Origin of the sequence: Chryseobacterium glaciei, assembly GCF_001648155.1 — a bacterium.
GTDB lineage: Bacteria > Bacteroidota > Bacteroidia > Flavobacteriales > Weeksellaceae > Chryseobacterium > Chryseobacterium glaciei.
Genome location: NZ_CP015199.1, coordinates 1,610,591 through 1,628,761 on the forward strand (window position 1 = coordinate 1,610,591; position 18,171 = coordinate 1,628,761).

An 18,171-nucleotide genomic window follows, 5' to 3' on the forward strand; every position below is an offset into this window, starting at 1 on the left:
TATTTAATATTAGTGCCTACTCTGTTTCAGGTTTTCGGCTTTCCCTGTTTTTTCATATTCATCAATTATTAGTTTGGTAAATTGGTAGCGGATCAGTTCATTTCCCCGCAACACGTATAGATATTTATCTGTTGCCATTAAGTCCGTAATTTTCTGATCCTCTCTATTGTAGATGTAAAAGCTGCCGATATATTCCTGCTTGTCGGTACGGTAAACATCCACAACTTTAGCCTTTTTCCATGCTGCTTTGGATTCATGTTTACCCATCAGATCAGACTGGTTAAATAAAAGGTTCCTGTTTGCTGCCGAAAGTTTGTTGACCTTCAATGGTGGTGCTTCCATCTTATGTTTCCCGTTAGAAAGTGCTGTTATTTTAATTTTCGCGGTTGTTGTTGTATCAATGGTATTGAGCCGCTTTTGAACCTGCAGACTATCGTTCATAACAATAAATTGGTTCCTGTAGGTATAAGCATAGATCACGTGCTGGGTATTGCTAGAAATAAGTCTGCCGTCAACATCAAAAACGCCATCGATCTGTTTTTCGAGAACGGATGGGTAAAGCTCTACCTTTTGACGGTTAGCAAGATTAAGGCTGGCAAGGACAAATTGCATATTGTCCCTACTTTGCGTTCTTAATGCAAAACGCAAAGAATCTTGTACGACAATTTGAGAAAAATAGGCATCCCCGAAACTGATCGTTCTTGCAGAAGTGTCGCCTATCTTCCCACGGAATATAACAGGAACAGTGCCATCATAAAAGTAGTAATAAGGAGCTTTAACCTGCACGCGGATATTGCGATAGGTATGGTTGAAATTATCCGGTGTAACCTTCATTTTTTCAATGTGAACCAGTTGCGTGTCAACGTTGATCATGGTTTGTGGTAAGATTTTGCTCCCTAAATAAATACTATGGTCATCTCTACCTGCAAAATAATAGTTCTTATTATCAAGCCCCAGTGTCTTGTCTTCAATTACCGGATGTAATAGAAACCTCCTGGTAAAATTATTTTCCTTCTTAATAATATTCTCTGAGGATAAAAATAGCCCAATGATAACACCGGCAGATACAATACTGATGGATGCAGTTGAAATGATGGTTTTATATATCTTCTTTTCATCCCTCCGTTCTAAAATACAAATCCATGCCAATGCTGTCAATACACAAACTATATTAAAAATAAGGTGCTCTGTCCAGCCAAGCTTCTCCAAAATCCCACCACATGAACACGGTATAAAATCACTATAATTCAGGATCAGATAGATGTAGACTGTAAAGCTAACCATGATGCCCAGTGAAAGATACAAGCCGGCAAGCCTGGTACTTTTAATAAATAGCAATACAGCGATAACGAGTTCTGCAACAATTACAGCATAAGAAATAAATCCGGCGTAAGCACTCAGTAAAGGGGATTGTGCCAACTGGACCTGAAAATTCGCGAAATCAAGTATTTTGCTTATGCTAGCGTAAATGAAAAGAAGTGCAAAGCAGTACGCAAAAATTACCGGCAATATCTGAGGAAACTTTTTCATGGATTTGTTTTGTTTGTTTTCCAGAGGTAAAGTTCTCAGATTCAGAGATAAGAAATATTGAAAGTAGTATAACAGATATGTTGAAAAGGATAAAAAACATTGATTATAGTATTGCAGATATTGATAAAAGTATCAAATACCTAAAAAGTACTCTTATGTCTTTAGATTTCTGTTAATAATCTGGGTATGGAATCTATAGGAAATTTGTATTTTCTCCGAAAGAGGATGTACATACTGTTGTAGTTGTAAAATTTATTCCTGTATGCAATTTCCTTAAGACTATAATTTGTAAATAAGACGTCTCCTACAACGTCAAGCATTTTCATTTTATTATGAAACTGGTGGAAAGTGTCTCCGAAATGGTTTCTGCAATCTTTTTGAAACTGATTATAGTTTATGCCATAGTACGCTGCCAGTTTCCGAGGCGATACCAATTCCGAGTTGCTCCCTTTTTCTAGAATTTGATCAAGGTAATGCAAACTGCCTGAACTAAAACGTATGGACATTGCATTGATAGAGAGTTTGCGAAGGAAAAACTCTGCATACTGATCACTACCTTCCAAAATTGCAATCCCCGTAAACAACAAAAACTTTCCGGAACGGTTCAGGTGTACATGAATAGGAATCACAGAAGTCATAATCGGAACATTGATCAGACCAACAAGCTTTTTTTCAATAAAGTCGAGATTGTCACTACTAAAATCTACACTACTCAACTTTCTGATCAGTATTTTACTGCTAAATTCAAAACCAACCGGAATTACCTTAACACTTTTGAAAAAAGTGACATAAGTGTTTACAACCATTTCCGCCAGCCTCGCCAAAATTTGTTTGTGTTGCGGACTTAATATTGGTGATTGTGCAGGAAGCTGTGAAAGTTTGACCATTGCACCTCCAATACTTTTGTCTATTAAAGACAGTAAGAAGATATTCATGAGCACGCCGTTTTAGTCTAGAGAGAAACTAAATAAAAAACCAATGTACTTTATTTAATCCAAAATAATTCTCATATTTGAGAATTATTACCGTTTAGTAATTAAATATTTACATAAGGTGATCTGTTTAATTGAAATAGGAAGGCAGGATTTCCATGTTTTACTAGTTTGTATGATATTTTAGATTTGTATCCTCTCCAAAAATTACTATTTCACCTTTAATTGTATAAGGAAACACTGCTTGATATTTATCTTGGCGGGGGACAAAAATTTCTACAACTATCGAATCTTTGCCATCTACATGGCCATTAAGAACTATAGCATAGGCCATAACCTCATCGCTACTCAAATCCTTATTGAAATGTTTTAATAAAAAATCATAGCTTTCCTCAATTGACCTAGGTTCCGAAGGCCTCTTGATATCTAAAATCTCTCCTTTAAGACTTATATATACCCCGAAAGGTTCGAATTGTTCCATTTCCGCTAGAAAAAAGGCTGCACGTTCTTTAAGAGCCTTCAAGAATTTTTCCATTATATCTTTATGAATATTATTAGCTTACAAAATTAGTGCTTTTCAATCTTATACTTATACCCCTAAACTTACAGCATTAGAATAATACAACATTTTATTTGTTGTTTTAATCGGATTTAAAATTTCGACTTTTAAAAATAAATTATCCAGATCTAAATATATTTCCAATTGTTGATAAAAATTAAAATCCCTCATGAAGTTAATCATGAAGGATTTATTTATATTATCCTTTCTTAAATCATTTAGAAGCTGAGTCATTAATTCTGCTTTTTCATCACTCCAGAAAGCAAATCCATCATTTCACTGATAATATCATTATATTTATTTTGTACTTCTACGTTTAAACCGTGCTTTGTCTCTAAATCATATTTAAACTGAAAATCATTATGCTCATTATAATTTTCATTAAATAATTTTTGAAAGTTATTATTGAAATCTTTCGTTCCTTTAATTTGATTATCAATAATCTTTTGAATCTTATTTGCAAATATATTCGCAATGTCAAAATGTATTTGTTCATGATTCAATAAGTCATTACTTGAAATGTATTTTTTATCGAACCAAGATTCTTCAGGATAAAATACCGCAAATATTTTAATTTTTATTTTACCTGTCCATATAGAATTTGAAACAATTTTGTAACTTATTCCAACCTTTGATTCCGCACCACTATCATTATATGTGGGAATTTTTCCTTTGAAATCATTAAAATCTAATTTTCTATCTGGCGACCATTCAATTGCTTGACTTGAGAAAGTCTGCGAAAAAGAAAATAAGAAAAAAATGAAAAAAAAATTAAGTTTCATATTAAGATAACTCTTCATATTAAAAATTCAGTAAAAGTAAAGGGCAGAAATATCTGCCCTTTATTCTACAAAATAAGTTCAGAAGTTTGCAGTTTTGATATTTTCTTGTCTTCCTTATTTATTTCTATTTGTTTTAAAAAATCAGACCTATTAGCTATTGAGTGCTGTAATCCTAAAATCCAATTATTTATATCTATTCCACATGCTTTAAAATGATCTAAATCCCAATTTATCATTTGAATTTCTTGCAAAATATTTTCTGCAGCATTACTTGATACGTACAAAGAAATATATAGTTTTGCCTGATAAAGCACTCCTTGTAGATAGGAATTAGGAGCAGCACTTAATGGAGGAACTCTTGAATAATCATCTAATACAGATAATAATTTTTCTAAAGAAATATTACCAACAAAGGATAAAAACGTTTGCTTACTTATATAATCTACAACTTCCTCAAAAAAGAGAGAATGTTTTTCATAAGGAATATTAAATTGTAATCTTTTATTATTATAATATTCTCTAAGTAAAATAGGTATATCAAGAGTTTTTTGAACATTTTCTTTCCATAAAGGATATATAACAAAGTGAGGTCTATATTCTTCTGTGCGTGGTAATTTTATTAATTCCAAACCGATAATTACCGGGCCTACCACTTTATATAATTTGTTTTGTGAATAAACTGATAAATGAGGAAAGGCAAGATGCCAATCCTCAATTACTTTCTTTTTTATTGTTTTGTCTATTGCCATTTTTTAATACTTTATGGTCTAATTATTTGTATTGAGTAACCTTTAAAAGAGTTAGAATATTTTGTAAATTGGCTGTTGCTCATTACTGCTGTGCCAAACTTATAATCATAAATTGTCTGGGTATTATGATTAACTACGTCTAAAAATCCTCTGCCTGTTTCTTTATTAAAATATTGATTAAATTCTAATCCCCTATCTCCATATATTTTTTGGTACCTACTAACAAGATTATTGGAATAAGTATGTTTAGCTGTTCCTGCAAATCTACCTGTCCCACCAATAGCTCTTTCTGCTTTTTGAGCTGCTCTTGTCAGCAGTTCTCCATCACTCATTACTTTCGATTGTCCGGCTACCGTTTTCAATTCTCCCCATTTTGTAATAGGGGTCATTTGTTCCGTTTGAGGGTCGATATTGTATCCCACAATTCTTTGAGCCGCTCCATCTGCTTCTCCAACAGTAACGGTATATTTTATCCCTGAAGAACCAACCTTTGGCGTAGCTCCTACCGTTGTAGTTTTTGGTGTATTATTTAAAGCCCATGTGCTTCTTCCAACTCCCACAGATTTGTTTGTCCACATATTGTTAGTCGGCAAACCTGCCTTAGCCGCACCTGCATTTGCTATTGCTTGCTGGATACCCCCGGCAACACCACCTAGAACGCCACCCATTACAAGTCCTGATGCGGCTCCCGTCAAAGTGCCTTCTATGATGTTTTCTCCAAACATCGCGGCAGTAGAAAAGCCACTAATAGCACCTGCTACAAGACCTCCTGCGCCTCCTGCGATAGCACCACCTAATATCCCTCCGGATATTCCCCAAGTGGCGGCGGCATAACCTGCGGCGGCGGCTCCTGCTGCTGCACCAACTCCTCCAGTAAATGCTCCTACTGCTGCACCCATGGCAATTTTACCCCAGGTTGCACTCCAGTTCCATTTTGTGGGGTTCCATGAGCCGTTTGCTTTAACTCCCGTTAAATAAGCTCCTGCAACCGCACCGATTATGATAAATACAAATTCCCCGTCAGGATCTGCATACATCAAAGGATTATTAAATACATACCCATATTTATTGTAGTTTTGGGTATAAAATGGATCTTGTATGTTTTCGTCCGCGTTTAAGAATCTTCGTAGCAAAGGATCATACAATCTGCCATTCATGTGGATGATGCCTACTTCCAAGAAGTGCTCATGACCGGTGTAGCCACGATCTACAATTAAGCCACCAAATGAACCTATGGTGTAAAGTATACTTTTTTTACCTACGGAAATTTTGCCGTCTCCGATTTGTAAATGGGTTAAGTTACCCCAAGCATCAAAATGTCTCTGCTCCAGTTTGTTTCCTGCTTCATCACTTATGGCAAGGATACTTCCAAGATAATCTTTGTGCAAAAATTTATAAGAACCACTACTCTCTGTATAGCCTTTCAAATATACAATATTACTTTCATATGGTGTCCCACCGATATAAATGAGATGTTTTTCTTTGCCGGTAGCATTATCCTTTATGACTTCAAAACTTCCGTCCTCACTATAGAATTTGGTAAACATTCCACTACCATCTGTACTAAAGTTTCCTCCATAGGTCACTTTTTGTCTCATACCGCTAAGTCCGTACTTAAATGCTACGTCACCTTTTTCACCATCAATAAATACAGGGTCATTATTCTCATTGTAGGCAATGCTTTGAATCAGGTCATTCTGATAATTCTGAACCCCTGCTGCATTCAATGTCATTCCGGTTGGTTGATAAATTTTAGCAGAATTTTCAAACTTTATGGTTCCCACCTGATCGTTCTCTTTTATCCTGCCTTTTATATCGTAAACATTGCTGTTCGTTGCAACTCCCCATACAGGATCTGTCCATTTTATAAGCCTGTTGTTATCGTCATAATCAAAGGATTCTGTGATATTAAAATCTCCTTCAGTCGTCCTGCTCCTTAATTCATTTTTAAGCGCATCAAAAACATATGAAAGTCTCAGTAAATTAGGTTTTACTGCAGATGATTGATTAACATACGCTAGATAACCATTCGGATCATAGGTGTTGTTTACATTTACCGCGCCTAATTTGGCTCTTACGACCAGTCCTTTGGCGTTGGTTTCTTGCAGTTCCCAAAGAACTTTCCCTGTCAGTTTATCTTTTACTTGGGTAAGTTCTCCATTCCAGTCACTGTATACATTTTCTACCTGAACTTTGGTAATCACGCCCTCTGAACGCAATTGTTTATCATAAGAAGTTACCCTTCCTTTGTTATCATATACAATACCATTTTGAGTATATCTTATTCCATAGCCATTTTCAACGGATGATAAAAGTCTTCCCTGGAAGTCATAAATAAAATTAGTCCTGATGAACTCTCCTGAAACAGTTCCGGATTTTACAAGAAGAGATCCTTTATCATCATATGTAAAAGAAATACTTTTATTGGTTGCCTGCCCTCCGTCGGTTGTAGAAAGTTCTGTTTGGGAAACAAGTTGCCCTAAAGTATTATAGGCATACTCTTTAATTCCTTTGGGACTGATTGTTTTTTTAGCTTGCCCGAATCCATTATATTCATATTTGTAGATTCCATTTGAAGGATCGTTAAACTCAGATTTTCTTCCCCAGCTGTCATAGAGGGTTTTTACAATATTTTCAGCATATTTAGCCTGAATCTGTTCTCCGGCAGCATTGTAAGAGAATCCAACCGTTCCTCCTTTATCCGTGCTGGAAATTACATTACCTAAAGCATCGGTTGTTGTCGAATTGGTTCTTGCATATCCGTTTATTTCCTTAACAGTCGTTGTTAATCCTGAAACGGAAGTTTCCATTTTCTTCCCAGTGAATGAAGTAGCAGTTACTTTGGTAGGAAATACAGAATCATCATAGGAAAAAATATTCCATTGGCTTGGGTTTTGTCCATCAAAATAAGGCTCGGATTCTTTAAGTTTTCTTCCTAAAATATCATATTGGATATCTTTAGAAACAAATTGCCCTTGCGCAAAAGCTTTTGTAGTAGTTTTATATTCCTGCCCTAATTTATTGGTGAAAACTTTTGAAACATTTCCGTCCGCATCGTACTGACTTACAGTAGTATTTGAATGATCATCCTTTTCATAGGTATACGTAGTGGTTCCTTCTGTACTGGTCGTCGAAGTCAATAATTTTCCCCAATGATCATACGTATTGGTAAGGGTATTTCCCCAAGGATCTGTCTTCGTTACTACCTGTCCCCAATCATTGTAAATAATTCCCGTTTCTAATCCTAAATTATCTGTTTTTTTCTCAACAAACCTTCCCTTGGAATCATACCGGGATTTAGCCGATTGTATTTGAGAATCGACACTGTTATTTATTACCTTTTCGATAATATTTCCAAAACCATCATAGGAATAGGTTTCCAATGTATATTCTGTATTATCCCTGTTCCACGTTTTTATAGTTTTTAGCCTGTTATTTTCATAAGAATACTCCTCTTTACCAGATTTTGTATCGCCATAAGCCTGAACAATATCTGTTTTGGATGCTGGAAGTCCTACATAGTAATTTGCCCCTGCTCCGGATGCGTTGTTATTATATAGGTAATTAGAAGTCGTTATGGCGTAACCATTGTTCACATTAGTAATACTTTGTGAAGGAAGATAATAATCTCCGTAAGTAATTTCTGCTGTTGAAATAGTACTTGTTAAAAAGTCCTTTGTTGTGGTACTTTTAGGTTTGATAGCAGTAACTACTTTTGGCTTGTCTGCTTCCGCAACAGAGGTAACAACCTGCCCATTTAATAATTTATCTGTTTGATATATCGTTGATTTAAAAGTCAGCAGTTCATTATTATTGACAGAAATATCTGTCGGAAAAATTTTAGATTCAATATTGGTTCTGATACTCCATTCTTTTACCGGAAGCCCCTCCTGTAAAGGATCGATTTCAGTTCCTGACCATATTTTGGTGTTTTCTAAACCATCAGCATACCACGATGAACGGGCAGACTGGTGATAGCCCATTATTCCTTTTCCCTGAAGATGACCTGTCATTCCTCTGTATCGGAAATCCTGTTTTCTTCCTTCCTGCTCCAGTTGTGACACTGCATATCCTTTATCTATTCTGTTCAAAGAATAATAAGGGTATAACGCATTATTTGATTTTTTATAAAAATTAGAATTAATGGAATTGTCAGGTGTTAACTCAAGATATTTTACAAAAGTAGTGACCCCTCCCTGGTTTATAGACTGAATTCTTTTTAATTCATCAACTCCTGTAGGTGCTTTAATCTTTAAGATATTATCTTTTCTAAAAAGAAATACATTATAATAATTATTATTAGACCTAATAACATTGGTTAGGGGTTGATATATCGCCAAATCGTCAACAGGAGTATGCACGTTAAATGTTCCTGGTGCAGGATAGGTATAAATATTCTTTAACTCAAAGTTCAAAAGGGCGCCAGAAGCCATTGCCCCTTTTGAAATCATGGAATTTACAGTAACTCCAACCGTTCTGGCATTCTCAGTTAGCTTGTTAGAATACGAAAAAACCTGAACAATATCAGACTTTCCATCTGCATTCAAGTCTGTTACAGAATAGTTGGTACGGCTAAATCTCAACCATGCTCCGTTATTTTGAGCTGATTCACTTTTGTATACTAAGAAATCAGGTTTGTAAATACTATAAAAGCTTTGTCCCGTTCCTATATAAAATCTCCAGTCAGCAAGTCCTACATTTTTTTCAGCAATTGGAATAGAAAAATCAAGTTTTCCATCTCCGTTAAAATCTCCTAAAAGAACAGGAAAATCGTCCCCTTTAGCTTCCTCCAAATTTGCTGAAAACTTAATCTTTTTTTGATATTGGTTAGGAGCTGTTTTTACAAACTCAAATACAGTATAGGCAATATTGGATATATTGATAATTTCTACTTTTCCATCCCCATCAATATCCAAATATTTTTGATTGGGGTATGAGCTATCATTAAATCCATTTGTAGAATAAGTAAAGACTGGGGTATTTGCATTTTTTAAGTCTATAATATATTTATATGAAAAACCGCCACTCGTTGTTGCAATAAATACATCAGATATTCCATCTCCATTGATATCTCCTTCATTCATCATATTAACTTGATGTACACATGATGTACATGTTTCTGGAAGTAATTTTTCGAATACCTTTACAAAGATATTATCTCTAAAAATATAGCCTGAAACCTTATTGTTGTCATATTCGATGACTCCATTTCCATTATATGATTTCCCTGTTTCATCAAGTAATGAATTGACAACTAGTGAATGATCATTGAAAGTTTTATTAGTCTGAACGACATTAAAAGTATCATTAAAAGCCCCTAACTTTATGGTACCATCTGTCATAATGAAATCCAGATAAGCATCACCATTGAAATCTCCCGTAAGCTTTAATTTGTCAAACAAAGCCTGGCTATCCATATTCCAGCCACTAATTTCTGTAGGTTTCTGTGGCGAATAGGTAAATTCTGCCGAATTAGACGGTTCCTCATTGGAATTATGTTCTGTAATATTCTTTACATACTGATATCCTGTGGCATCGGTAGTATACTCTACAATATATTTATTAAATAGATTGCCATTTGTTTTTACAATTATATTCTGTAAAATCTTTTTCTGTGTAAAAAGTGTTCCCGGTCCATTAACAAACGCTGTTTCAAAGTTATTGCGATCTGTATAATTAAAAAGGATTTCGTTGAAGTCATTTTTCCCGAGTGGTTCATTCCCACCCCAAGTAATGGATTTAATAATGCTTACGTTCTCTTGCTGCTCGTAATTATAACGGATAATGTTTCCATTAATATCCTTCCATTTTACAATATTAAAGTTGAGACGGTTAGCAGCATCATTCCACCCGGCAGTAGTATTTCCGTACCATGCTTGTGACCCATCCTCAAAGGTTACCTCCCAATATTCGGGCTGCTTCCAGTTGGATTGATTTCCCAGGGATTTAATTTTAATATTAGAGTACTTTTCGGTGACGTATTCCGCACCATCTTTGCCATACTCTCCTGATTTTAAAATAAGCTTTTGACCATTGAAGCTGTAATAATCGGAATAATCTAATTGCACGGCTTTTTGCTCTCCATCTTTTTCAATAGTTTTACCTAATCTCGATATAGAAGAAATTCCTGAGATATTCCATCCTTGGCCTGCAATTCCATTTCCGGCATTACTACTATAGGTAAGATTGATTTCAGGAGCAATATTTTTTACTCCAGGTGGTAGAGAAATGGGCAAAGTATACTCAAGCTGTCCTCTCGCATCTACTTCTATAGCCCCTTTGGTATCATGGAATTTCGGTACCGGTGTGGTTTGTGAAAACCCTGCAATGGATGTACACAGCAGCACCAGAGACCAAAATAATCTCTTTTTTTTGTTATAAAAATTCATAATTTTTTTTTGTATTATCTTTTGATGATGTTTTTACTGAAAATTCTTCCGTCTTTTAACGTAAAGCGTAATACATATACGCCCCATTCATAATCGGACATATTAATTTTCAATTCTCTGTTTAAACTTGGAATATTTTGTTGTTGAAATTTCCAGTGAACAGTACTGTGTTGAAATAATGAAACCGATTCTATCAAGCCATCAACCTCTTCTGTCCAGTCAATGGTTAAGAAATCGTTAACCGGAACAGGATACAGGCGTATCTGTTTCCAAAATGCTTTCTCATCCATAACGGTAGATTGAATTATGGAAGTAGCTTTAGATGCCTGTTTGGCATTGGCATCGATACCCCTGTACCTTTGATTGCCTGCTTCGTCGTATTTAAAGTAGACCTCGGTTTGGGAGAACCCTAAAAACCCTATTAATAAAGAAAATAGGGAAAGTACTTTTTTTCTCATAAGTATTGTAATTTTTTATTATAAAGCAGTAAAAATATTCAAAATATTATTTCTCAGTATAGGGGTTTATACGGAATATTATTTCGAAAATTCCCGTAAAAACCCTGAAAATTATAAGATAATATTTTCATATAACTGAGGTCTTTCCTCAACCGCATACAAAAGTAGAGCTGCACAGCGACAGAACTCGTCGTATTATATTAGATGTTAAATTGTTTGTTTATTTTTATTAGCCGGAACATAATAAATACCGAATTATTCAGATGTAGAGATTGGCTAATAAACATTTGACTATGTGTTAACGCAAAAAAGGCCTGCTTTTAAAACAGACCTTTTCCAGTAATAGTATTCTTGCTTATTATTTTCCTTTGTCGTTAAACTGAAAGCTTACTTTCTGTTCATGACCTTTGTTGTCAGATACCCAGACATCAAAAGCTTGTGTAACAGTAGATTCTGACACATAATGCAGCCTAAAGATTTGTTCAGGCAAAACATAAGAATCATTCGGCTTTAGCGTGAACATTTTACCACTTCCGAGTAACAATTTTCCTGAACCGTCAAATTGAAAATAACGAATATAGTATTGGGTACTTTCATAATTACCTTCTGTTTTTAAAGTACATCTGATGGTTACAGTTTCTCCTTTGGCAATGCTCTTTGGAACAGGCATCACCTGTAGCTCAAATGGAAAATCGGTTTTTATATCCAGTTCTTTATCACAGGAATTGAGGGCAAACACAAATAGTAATAAAGTAACTGTTGAGGCTGTGAGAATCAACCTTTTAATAAAAGATCTTTTTTCTCTATCATATTTATTCATTTTTTTAGGTTTAAAAGTTAAAAAATATAGCGTAGTCCTATACCGGCCGATGGCCTGAACCTTTCTACAGAAGTTCCCCAGACTGCTTTGGTTTTTCCCTGTATGAGCATCACCAAATGATCACCAAGATAGGTTTCCAAAGAAAGACGTAAGCCGCCTCCATAAATAAAACTGTCCTTATTTTGTATTACAGCCCCATTGGGCAGCGCATTCTCACCCTGGTTGATGATTTCGTATCCGGCAACAGCAATGATCCCCATATTCAAAAAAATATTCTTTGCCCAATCTCCTAAAAGCACAAAGCTGTATCCACCTTCCGCAGAGTATGTTTCAACAGGAATAGTATAATTTTCAAACTCATGGTTCTTATGGGAGTATTCAACAGCCCATAGCTGGTAGTTCCCATTTTTTCCATTGATGGTCATTCCTGCCTGCATATAGAAAAAATCATGCAATGGCTTCTTATCGGATATCAACCCGATACTTGCTTCAAATCCTTTTTGTCCCTTGATCAGTCGTTGCGCATAGAGGTCTGTAGTACTGACTATAAGCATCAGTATCGTAAAAATATATATCTTCATTTCGATGAGTTTTAAAGGTTAAAAGATCAGTTTCAGATCAGTGACAGGCTTTGCATGGATCAGATCCATGTTTTCCACTTCTACTCTTTGATGCCTGCCTCCGTTCTTTTCGAATATTTCAATGACTAAAACCTTATCGTCAGCTAATGTGAACTGATCTAACAGAAATACATTCCGTTCCGTACGGCTGTCTTTTACATCTGTCAAGGGTAGATAGGTTCTTAACGGCATGAGTTCATTCTCCTGCACGGCGGTTCTTTTGGATGTCTTTTTATCTGCAATCTTGAAAGTCATAAAGTCAACAGGAAATGGTACGCTCGTATCATTTCTCAGTTCTGTATGAAAGTAGTACTTCCCGTTGTAGATATAAATACCTTTTAGCATAAAACTGATTCCAAAACTTTGAGAACCAATGTGTTTAAGCAGCTTTTTGTTTCTGGTGTAAATGGCTTTCAAAGCGGACTGAGTTAAGGACGGGTGGTTGCCACCCAGATCTTCAAAAAGAACATCATTTACCTTTTCTTTCTCCTGGGTTTGAAGTATTTTTTGCACATCATAATTCAAAGTAGCCGGACAACAGCTGTAGAACACATCAAAGCTGTAAAAACGACCATCTTCGGTAATGACGGAGAAATTGGTCTCGGATTCAAAATTCCGTACGGCTGCTTTAACACGGAGGACATTTTCTGCTTCATCCGCTTTTCCTGCGATCAGATTTTCACTTCCCAGATCCACATACCTGATCTTAGACGGAAATATGATATGGGTGGTTTTATCATAGGTTACCGTCAGCCAGTAGGGTTCTACTCTACCTGTTTTGAGCCTCGATTCTGTGGTGAGGGTATCAGCAGGTGGTATGCTGTCCTGCTGGGCATGAAGTTGTATAGTAAAGATTGCCAGGAATGTCACCATGAACAAACTTTTTATTAAGTATTTCATATTGTTTGATTTTTGTATTAAACATTATTTTTTGGAAACAAGGAATACCTGATACCCTGCTTTAAGGGTGATTTTTGGCATTCTTACCTTTTTTGAGAAGTATCCGGAGATCCCCTGTACGACACTTTTGCTAAGGTCAGAGGTAATCTGCTGTCCTGCTGTAGAACTTAATGAAATGCTGGTTCCGCCTGTGTTTCCCATGTTGGCGGCCATTTCAGTAAGGGCGCTTCGCTCAGGAGAATACGTAACTGCCAGTCCCGGTTGTCCGTCCAGATCGTAGGCTGTGAGTTCTACAGGAATGATGTTGCCTTTAAATTCTATGGATTGAATTAAAAGCTGAAGCCTTGTTCCCTGAAATTTGGCAATGGCCGACAATACCGTTCCTTTGGGAATCGCCAACTTTGACAATATAATGGCATCCAATAATCTTATCCGGACTGCCTGGTCAGCAGTGATGGTTTGGGCTTCATGGACACATGCTCGAATACTGTTAACTGCCACCGGAGCCTGCGCTACGGTTCCGGCAGTATAAAAGTTTCTGTTTTTTACCTCGCTTAATTCAGCAAGCCATGCACTGTCTGTAGGTTCCCGATACAAAGCCGATACGATATTTCTTTTTGCCGGATATAAAGCAGCAAGCGAAACCTTTTGTCTCATTGGTTTAGCCGTATCAATTTTATCCGTCCCTTTTTCGAGCGCACCATCTATTTTAGGAACATTTCCCGTTGTCGGAAAATATTTAGCAGCCATTTGATACGATTTTTCCATAAGTGCCAGTTGATTTTCTACCGGATTCGACGGTGCTTCTTCTTTTTGAGCCAATTGTGCTTTTAAAGCTCTTACTTCACTTTGAAGCTGGGTAGTTGGCCCTTTGTCCTCATAAAAATTACCTAGTGTACTTTGAATACCCCTGTAACTATTGAGAGCTTCATGCTGAGAAGCAGAGCTTCCTTTATGAGTTCCCGAATTGATCATCTCTGATGACGAAGCAGCACTGTCCGCATTCCAATATTCTGACAGGGCATTCAGTGACTGCTTTTTTTCAAGTTCCTTTTGGTCTAACAGCTCAGATTCATAGGCTTTACTTTTATCAGCCTGCATTCCTGTTTCTGTAGCCTGTGGAACAGCTTCATTGAGTCCGGCTTGCTCCAACTCTTTGCCATCCGAAGAAGGCATGAAGATCAGATACATACATCCGAGAAAGACAATGCCCATCAATATAAAAATGAGAGGTTTCTTCAGCTTTTGTATGTTGTTGCCTTGGACTACTTCTGTATCTGCGTTTCCTTTCTGGCTCACCTCGGTAAGCCTTACCGTTGTTTTATCTTTTTCATTGTCTTTCATGATCTTGATTTTTTATGGGTTTTAATGATAAATCTTTTAACTCTGATCGTCCCTGTTGCTGTTTAAGGACCGGGTTACGAATGTGACCATCTGCCGCATTATTTATTTTAGTTTCATTTTTTGCATCGTACCAGACTATCATCACGACACATCCCGTCAAGAGCAGGTATCCAGCGAAAAAAAGGATCACTAACTTTTTTTGTTTCCTGTCAGAAAGCTTCTGCCAGCGTTCTTCCAATCTCCTTTCACAGGAATTGAGAAATATTCTTAGTTTTTTCATATGGTAATTTTTTTATAGCCCGAAACGCTTGTTATGGGGAGCTACCTTGGCCCGAAGTTCATCACTAACCATTGCCAAGGCCTCCTTTGCATGTGGCGTAGCAGCCATAGTTAGGTTTGCTAATTCCGACTTTTTCAATAATTGACCGAACTGGTCTTTTTTGGTAATCTCCATTTTTTGAAGATCAAATTTTCCGTTATGGTGTTGAACCCACATACAACATTGCACCCTTGGTTTGTCTTCTCCTGTCCATTGCAGATAGGTGGTTAACAACAATTCTCCTTTGGGCAGGCTTTCCACCCCTCGTTGACAGTTTTCCAGGTATTCGCTCATACTGTCCTTCAATCTACCCGGATACGCTCCCTGTGTTTGGAAGTAACCATTGTAACCCTTATCAATAAGGATCTTCGCGAACGTCTCCAAATCATGTAGTTTTTCCATAATCCTATTTTTAGCGTTCTGTGACTCTCAAGTCCTTATTCTCGATTACACTGAATTTTTCAATGTTAAATCCTTGCGGGTTCGTGTCTGAACGGACGGAATTCAGGAGATAGCACGAAGTGACCAGGCTCCGTTCGGTGAGATTACTGGAACGGATGATGTATTGTCTGGCAAATGTTTTAACGGCGTACGGATAGGTATCAAAGTCGCACTGTACACTGTCTACCTCAATGCGCTGCTGAATATTACCGGAAATGATCCGGTTGTAATACCCTTTTTCTGACAGGTCTTTGTAATAATTGAAGGCACTCTTATCAGCCATATTGAATGCTCTTTTCATATTGCTTTCAATCGCATTTTTATCAGGCGCCAGGGTAAAAAACAATTCATGAAAACGGCGGACATGTTCCCGGGCTTCAACCGGTCTGTTGATGGCAGCATCCTGAGAGAGTGCCAACATGAGTGATTTACCATTATCAAGCACGTAGATCTTTTGTCTTTGCGCTTCTGCGAAGCGGTAGGAGTGCCAGATGGCATAACCCACCACTGCAATACACAGTACGGCAAATATTAAGGCATACAACCTGATCTGCCTGAAACTGTTCTCTATATTTCTGAGGGTTTTAAATTCCATTTTTTTACTATTTATACATTATTGTTTCAGATGGTTAGGATTGATTATTTAAGAAGTTGGCCTCCGACATTACCCGCTGCAGCTCCGGCCCCTGCGCCAGCAACATTACCTGCTTTTTGTGCCGTCTGGGTTACATTACGCATGAAATTACCAGCGCCTCCCGCCTGAATCACCCAGCTTGTTACTGTTGGTACCGTGAAGTAACCCACAATACCGATGATCATAAATATGGTGTAGATCGTACTTGAACCGTCAGGAATGAAATTGGGATCAGAAAGACTTTGGATATCTTTTTCAAGCATCAAAGATTGCAGCTTCGCAAGCATAGCACTAAAAATATCAGCGACTGGAAGCCATAAATACACACTGACATATCTTGATATCCATTGGTTTAACGTGGACTGGAAACCATCCCAAACCGATATGGCGAAGGCAATGGGGCCAAGTATAGACAGCACAATCAGAAAGAAGGTTCGGATGGTATCAATGACTAGTGCTGCTGCCTGAAAGAGAATTTCGAGCAAATCTCTGAACCAGTTTTTTATGGTCTGCTCTAATTCGTAGCTCTGTCTTTCCATATACATGCCCGCCATAGTACCCAGGTCTGAAGGCGACCAGCCCAGTTCTTCGAGCTTTTTATCAAACTCTTCATCGGAGATCAAATAAGCCTGCTCAGGATTTCGCAGCATGGCTTCCCGTTCCAACTGGTCTTTTTGGGCTTGTAGTTTATTAAGATCCAATACCTGATTTTCAAGCATACCGTGGGTTCCGGTAACTACAGGGCTCAGCACCCCATTGATGGTTCCCAATACAATCGTTGGAAAAAACATGATACAGATCCCAAGGGCAAATGGTCGCAAAAGAGGAAATACGTCAATAGGTTCAGCCCGGCTCAGGGCCTGCCAAACCTTGAGGGCAACATAGAACAGGGCACCAAGACCGGCAATGCCTTTGGCCACTGCCGCCATGGTGGCGGACAGTGGAAGCATCTCGTCATATAACGAGCGCAGAATTTCATGAAGATTTTCAAAGTCCATAATGATAGATTTTAAAGGATTTATAAATAGAAAGGGCTACCAATATTTTTGATTAGCAGTACCATATAATTGCAGTACACGCTGTCCGTCATTTTTCTTTTTCGCTCTCAGATAGCTGACAGAAATATTTTTGTTCGTATAGTAGCGTACCAGTTTGTGGTACTCACTTACCTCTTTGTATACCCTGTCAATAATTTCCATACGCTCCTTATCATTCATGGAAAGTGATGAAGAGTTGACGATCTGCTTGAGATCACTCAGTAGACCACCGCTTTCGTTTAACAGTTTAGAATACCCGAAGGCAATCGCTGTTAATTCCTGTGGTGAGAAATTGGGATCGTTCATCATTTTACCAAAGCTCTCCACATACATTTCCGAAATGTTACCTACCATCAGGACCGTTTGCTGCACCTTACGGGCATCCTTGACCAGATTATTGACCGCCTTAAGCTTGTCATAATACTCTTTGCCCTGCTCATAGACTTTTTTTACTTCATTAAAATTTTTGACCACATTAGAAACTGTATTAGAAGTCTGTACAATTTCATTGGCAGAGTTCAGAATACCTGATGCCAGATTGGTCGGGTCAGTAACCACAAATTGTGCTTTTGCCAGTGAGAAGCCCAATAAAAGGACTGTACTCACCAATACCATGAATTTTTTCATTGTTTTGGATTTTAAATTGTTATGAAATTT

At 37.2% G+C, this 18,171-nt stretch carries 17 protein-coding genes; all 17 read right to left on the reverse strand.

The features are described from left to right. Positions 1–9: 9 nt before the first annotated feature. The gene (locus A0O34_RS07220) at positions 10–1,530 is read right to left on the reverse strand and encodes a DoxX family protein (RefSeq protein ID WP_066753102.1); all 1,521 of its coding nucleotides are present in this window, start codon (positions 1,528–1,530) and stop codon (positions 10–12) included. Positions 1,531–1,691: 161 nt separating this feature from the next. Beyond that, on the reverse strand, positions 1,692–2,465 hold the full coding sequence (locus A0O34_RS07225; protein WP_066753105.1) for a helix-turn-helix domain-containing protein: 774 nt from the start codon (positions 2,463–2,465) through the stop codon (positions 1,692–1,694). Positions 2,466–2,628: 163 nt separating this feature from the next. Then, a complete protein-coding gene (locus A0O34_RS07230) occupies positions 2,629–2,997 on the reverse strand; it encodes a hypothetical protein (protein ID WP_066753107.1) in 369 nt (122 codons plus the stop codon). Positions 2,998–3,051: 54 nt separating this feature from the next. Next, entirely contained in the window at positions 3,052–3,255 is a 204-nt protein-coding gene (locus A0O34_RS22495; RefSeq protein WP_066753111.1) for a hypothetical protein, read from the reverse strand. Further along, a complete protein-coding gene (locus tag A0O34_RS07240) occupies positions 3,255–3,803 on the reverse strand; it encodes a DUF922 domain-containing protein (RefSeq protein WP_066753114.1) in 549 nt (182 codons plus the stop codon). The genes A0O34_RS22495 and A0O34_RS07240 overlap by 1 nt, the downstream gene beginning before the upstream one ends. A gap of 65 nt (positions 3,804–3,868) precedes the next feature. Beyond that, positions 3,869–4,552 (reverse strand): hypothetical protein, encoded by a 684-nt coding sequence (locus A0O34_RS07245; protein ID WP_066753117.1) that lies wholly within the window; start codon positions 4,550–4,552, stop codon positions 3,869–3,871. Between the two features lie 11 nt (positions 4,553–4,563). Further along, positions 4,564–10,941: an RHS repeat-associated core domain-containing protein gene (locus tag A0O34_RS07250; protein ID WP_066753121.1), complete on the reverse strand. Its 6,378-nt coding sequence runs from the start codon at positions 10,939–10,941 to the stop codon at positions 4,564–4,566. A 14-nt stretch (positions 10,942–10,955) separates the two neighbouring features. After that, positions 10,956–11,399 carry a T9SS type A sorting domain-containing protein gene (locus A0O34_RS07255; RefSeq protein WP_066753124.1) on the reverse strand — a complete coding sequence of 148 codons (444 nt, stop codon included), beginning with the start codon at positions 11,397–11,399 and terminating at the stop codon, positions 10,956–10,958. A gap of 358 nt (positions 11,400–11,757) precedes the next feature. Next, entirely contained in the window at positions 11,758–12,219 is a 462-nt protein-coding gene (locus A0O34_RS07260) for a DUF3872 domain-containing protein (RefSeq protein WP_066753127.1), read from the reverse strand. Between the two features lie 17 nt (positions 12,220–12,236). Next, positions 12,237–12,773, reverse strand: a complete 537-nt coding sequence (locus tag A0O34_RS07265) for a conjugal transfer protein TraO (RefSeq protein WP_228394360.1) — start codon at positions 12,771–12,773, stop codon at positions 12,237–12,239. 45 nt (positions 12,774–12,818) lie between these two features. Further along, positions 12,819–13,739, reverse strand: coding sequence for a conjugative transposon protein TraN (gene traN, locus A0O34_RS07270; RefSeq protein ID WP_066753133.1), 921 nt, complete (start codon positions 13,737–13,739; stop codon positions 12,819–12,821). A 24-nt stretch (positions 13,740–13,763) separates the two neighbouring features. Next, positions 13,764–15,083, reverse strand: a complete 1,320-nt coding sequence (gene traM / locus A0O34_RS07275) for a conjugative transposon protein TraM (RefSeq protein WP_066753136.1) — start codon at positions 15,081–15,083, stop codon at positions 13,764–13,766. After that, on the reverse strand, positions 15,070–15,363 hold the full coding sequence (locus A0O34_RS07280; RefSeq protein WP_066753140.1) for a hypothetical protein: 294 nt from the start codon (positions 15,361–15,363) through the stop codon (positions 15,070–15,072). Before A0O34_RS07280 ends, traM begins: the two co-directional genes overlap by 14 nt. 12 nt (positions 15,364–15,375) lie before the next feature. Then, positions 15,376–15,804: a hypothetical protein gene (locus A0O34_RS07285; protein ID WP_066753144.1), complete on the reverse strand. Its 429-nt coding sequence runs from the start codon at positions 15,802–15,804 to the stop codon at positions 15,376–15,378. A 10-nt stretch (positions 15,805–15,814) separates the two neighbouring features. Beyond that, positions 15,815–16,438: a conjugative transposon protein TraK gene (traK, locus tag A0O34_RS07290; RefSeq protein ID WP_066753148.1), complete on the reverse strand. Its 624-nt coding sequence runs from the start codon at positions 16,436–16,438 to the stop codon at positions 15,815–15,817. 44 nt (positions 16,439–16,482) lie between these two features. Then, entirely contained in the window at positions 16,483–17,475 is a 993-nt protein-coding gene (traJ, locus tag A0O34_RS07295) for a conjugative transposon protein TraJ (RefSeq protein WP_066753151.1), read from the reverse strand. A gap of 36 nt (positions 17,476–17,511) precedes the next feature. After that, positions 17,512–18,141, reverse strand: coding sequence for a DUF4141 domain-containing protein (locus tag A0O34_RS07300; RefSeq protein ID WP_066753154.1), 630 nt, complete (start codon positions 18,139–18,141; stop codon positions 17,512–17,514). Positions 18,142–18,171: the final 30 nt, after the last annotated feature.